The organism is Bradyrhizobium sp. (assembly GCF_016462955.1).
Classification (GTDB): Bacteria; Pseudomonadota; Alphaproteobacteria; order Rhizobiales; family Xanthobacteraceae; genus Bradyrhizobium.
Window position 1 is genome coordinate 1 of record NZ_JAEMSD010000816.1, and the last position, 1,970, is coordinate 1,970.

Annotated in this window: 1 protein-coding gene; it reads left to right on the forward strand. The window is 69.8% G+C overall.

All coding sequences use genetic code 11. The features are described from left to right. The coding region (locus JHD07_RS38775; protein WP_291631825.1) for a caspase family protein at positions 1-1,765 on the forward strand (1,765 nt) is incomplete at its 5' end. Positions 1,766-1,970 lie beyond the last annotated feature (205 nt).

Below are 1,970 nucleotides of genomic sequence, written 5' to 3' on the forward strand. Positions count from 1 at the left end.
CTTCGTCGGCACGATGAGGCGCGAGCGTCGCAACATGGCGACCCGGGCGGTCAGCGGCGGTCTCGGCAAGGTCGAGCCGACCATGACCGACACGCTCATTGCCTACGCGGCGAAGGCCGGCTCCACCGCGGACGACGGTGACGGCGACCACAGCCCGTTCACGACCGCGGTGCTCAAGAATCTCACCGTGCCCGGCCTCGACATTCGTCTGGCGTTCGGGCGGGTGCGGGACGAGGTCCTGAAATCGACGGGCAATCGCCAGGAGCCTTACGTGTACGGGGCGCTGGGCGGCGGCACGATTTCGCTGGTGCCCGCGCCGGCCGTACCGAAGGAGGCCCCCGTCAGCGACGTGAAGGCGGATTACGACCTGGTGCAGAAGATCGGCACCAGGCGGGCGTGGGAGGTTTTCCTGTCGACGCACCCGACCGGTTTCTATGCGGAGCTGGCGCGTGCGCAGATGGAGGCACTGGCGAGCCAGCCGCAAGCGCCGCCGGCCAGTATCCAGGTTGCCGCCTATCCCCAGGCTGCGCCGCCAAGCCGCGATACGCTGCCCACCCGGGAACAGATCGAGTGGGACAAGATCAAGGACAGCGTCGACATCCCCGTGCTGCAGCGCTTCATCAAGCGCTTTCCCGACGCGCCGCTCGCGCTCGCTGCGCAGCAGCGCATCGACCTTCTGAAGCGCGCCATCCAGGAGCGCGAGGAGAAGGCGCGTGCGGAACGCGAGGCGGCGGCGGTGGCTGCCGAGGAAGCGAGACGCAGGGCGGACGCGGAGCGGGCCGAGCTCGCCGCGCAGAGGAAGCGTGAAGAGGACGAGCGCCGCGCCCGCGAGGCGGAGGCGGCAGAGAAGGCGAAAGCGGCTGCGGCCGCCGCGGCTGCCGAAAGAAAGCGCATCGAGGATGAACGGCGGGCGGCTGCCGCCGAAGCCCAGCGGCTTGCCAAGGCCGCCGAAGCCGAACGCAAGGCGCAGGAGGCCCAACAAAAGGCCGAGCAGGCCGAGCGGGACCGCGCCGCCGCAGCGGCGGCCGCCGCGAAGGCAGCGGCGGACAAGCAAGCCAGAGAAGCCGAGGAGGCGCGCAAGGTGGCCGAGCAGGCCGCCGCCAGGGAGGCCACGTGCAAGGAGCAGCAAGCCAGCCTGGATGCGATCATCGGCAGGGGCAGCGAAGGGTCCGGCGTCGATGATCTGAAGGCGTTCTCCAAGACGGTGACCTGCGACCGGCTGGGACCGCTGGTTGTCGCCGCGATCGACCGCTTCAATGCGGAGGCGGCCAAGCGGGCGGCGACCCTGCCGAACTCGCCCCAGCTCGTCACCTCGGCGCAGACCGAGCTGGTCCGGCTCGGTTGCCTGACCGGAAAGCCCGACGGTAAGCTGAGCGAGCCGACCCGGGCGGCGCTGGTCCGCTATCTCGCCATCGGCGGCCAGCCGGCCGAAGCCGACAAGATCAGCGTCACCCAGAACCTCGTCGCCGAGCTGGCCAAGCACACGACACGAGTCTGCCCGGTCCAGTGCAGGAGCGACGAGACGTTGAAGGGCGACGTCTGCGTCGCCGATGAGAAGCCGGCGCCGGCCGCGACCGCCTCGCGCAAGACCGACGATGCGGACAAGCCGCGCCGCAAGCAGACGAGCCGCGAAGCCGACCGCGAGTCGGTCAAGCGTGCGAGGCAGGAGAACGATGCCCCCCGTGCCCGTCAGCAGGCGGTCGCTCGTCCGAGCATCGTGAGTGGCGGCGGCGGTCACAGCACCATGATCGGCGTCGGGTTCTGAAACGGTCGGCGGCAGGCGGCGTTGCTGTTCGGTTGGGTCGTGATGGAGGGAGCAGGATATGATCAGGTTTCAAGCGCTGGCCCTTGCTGCGGCGGTCCTGGCCGCGGCCATGATCTCCGCGGCGACGCCCGCGGTCGCTGATTCCGGAATCGAAAGATCGGCCGCAAGGCAATTCGCGTCGAGACATCATGCCGCGCGTGCCGGT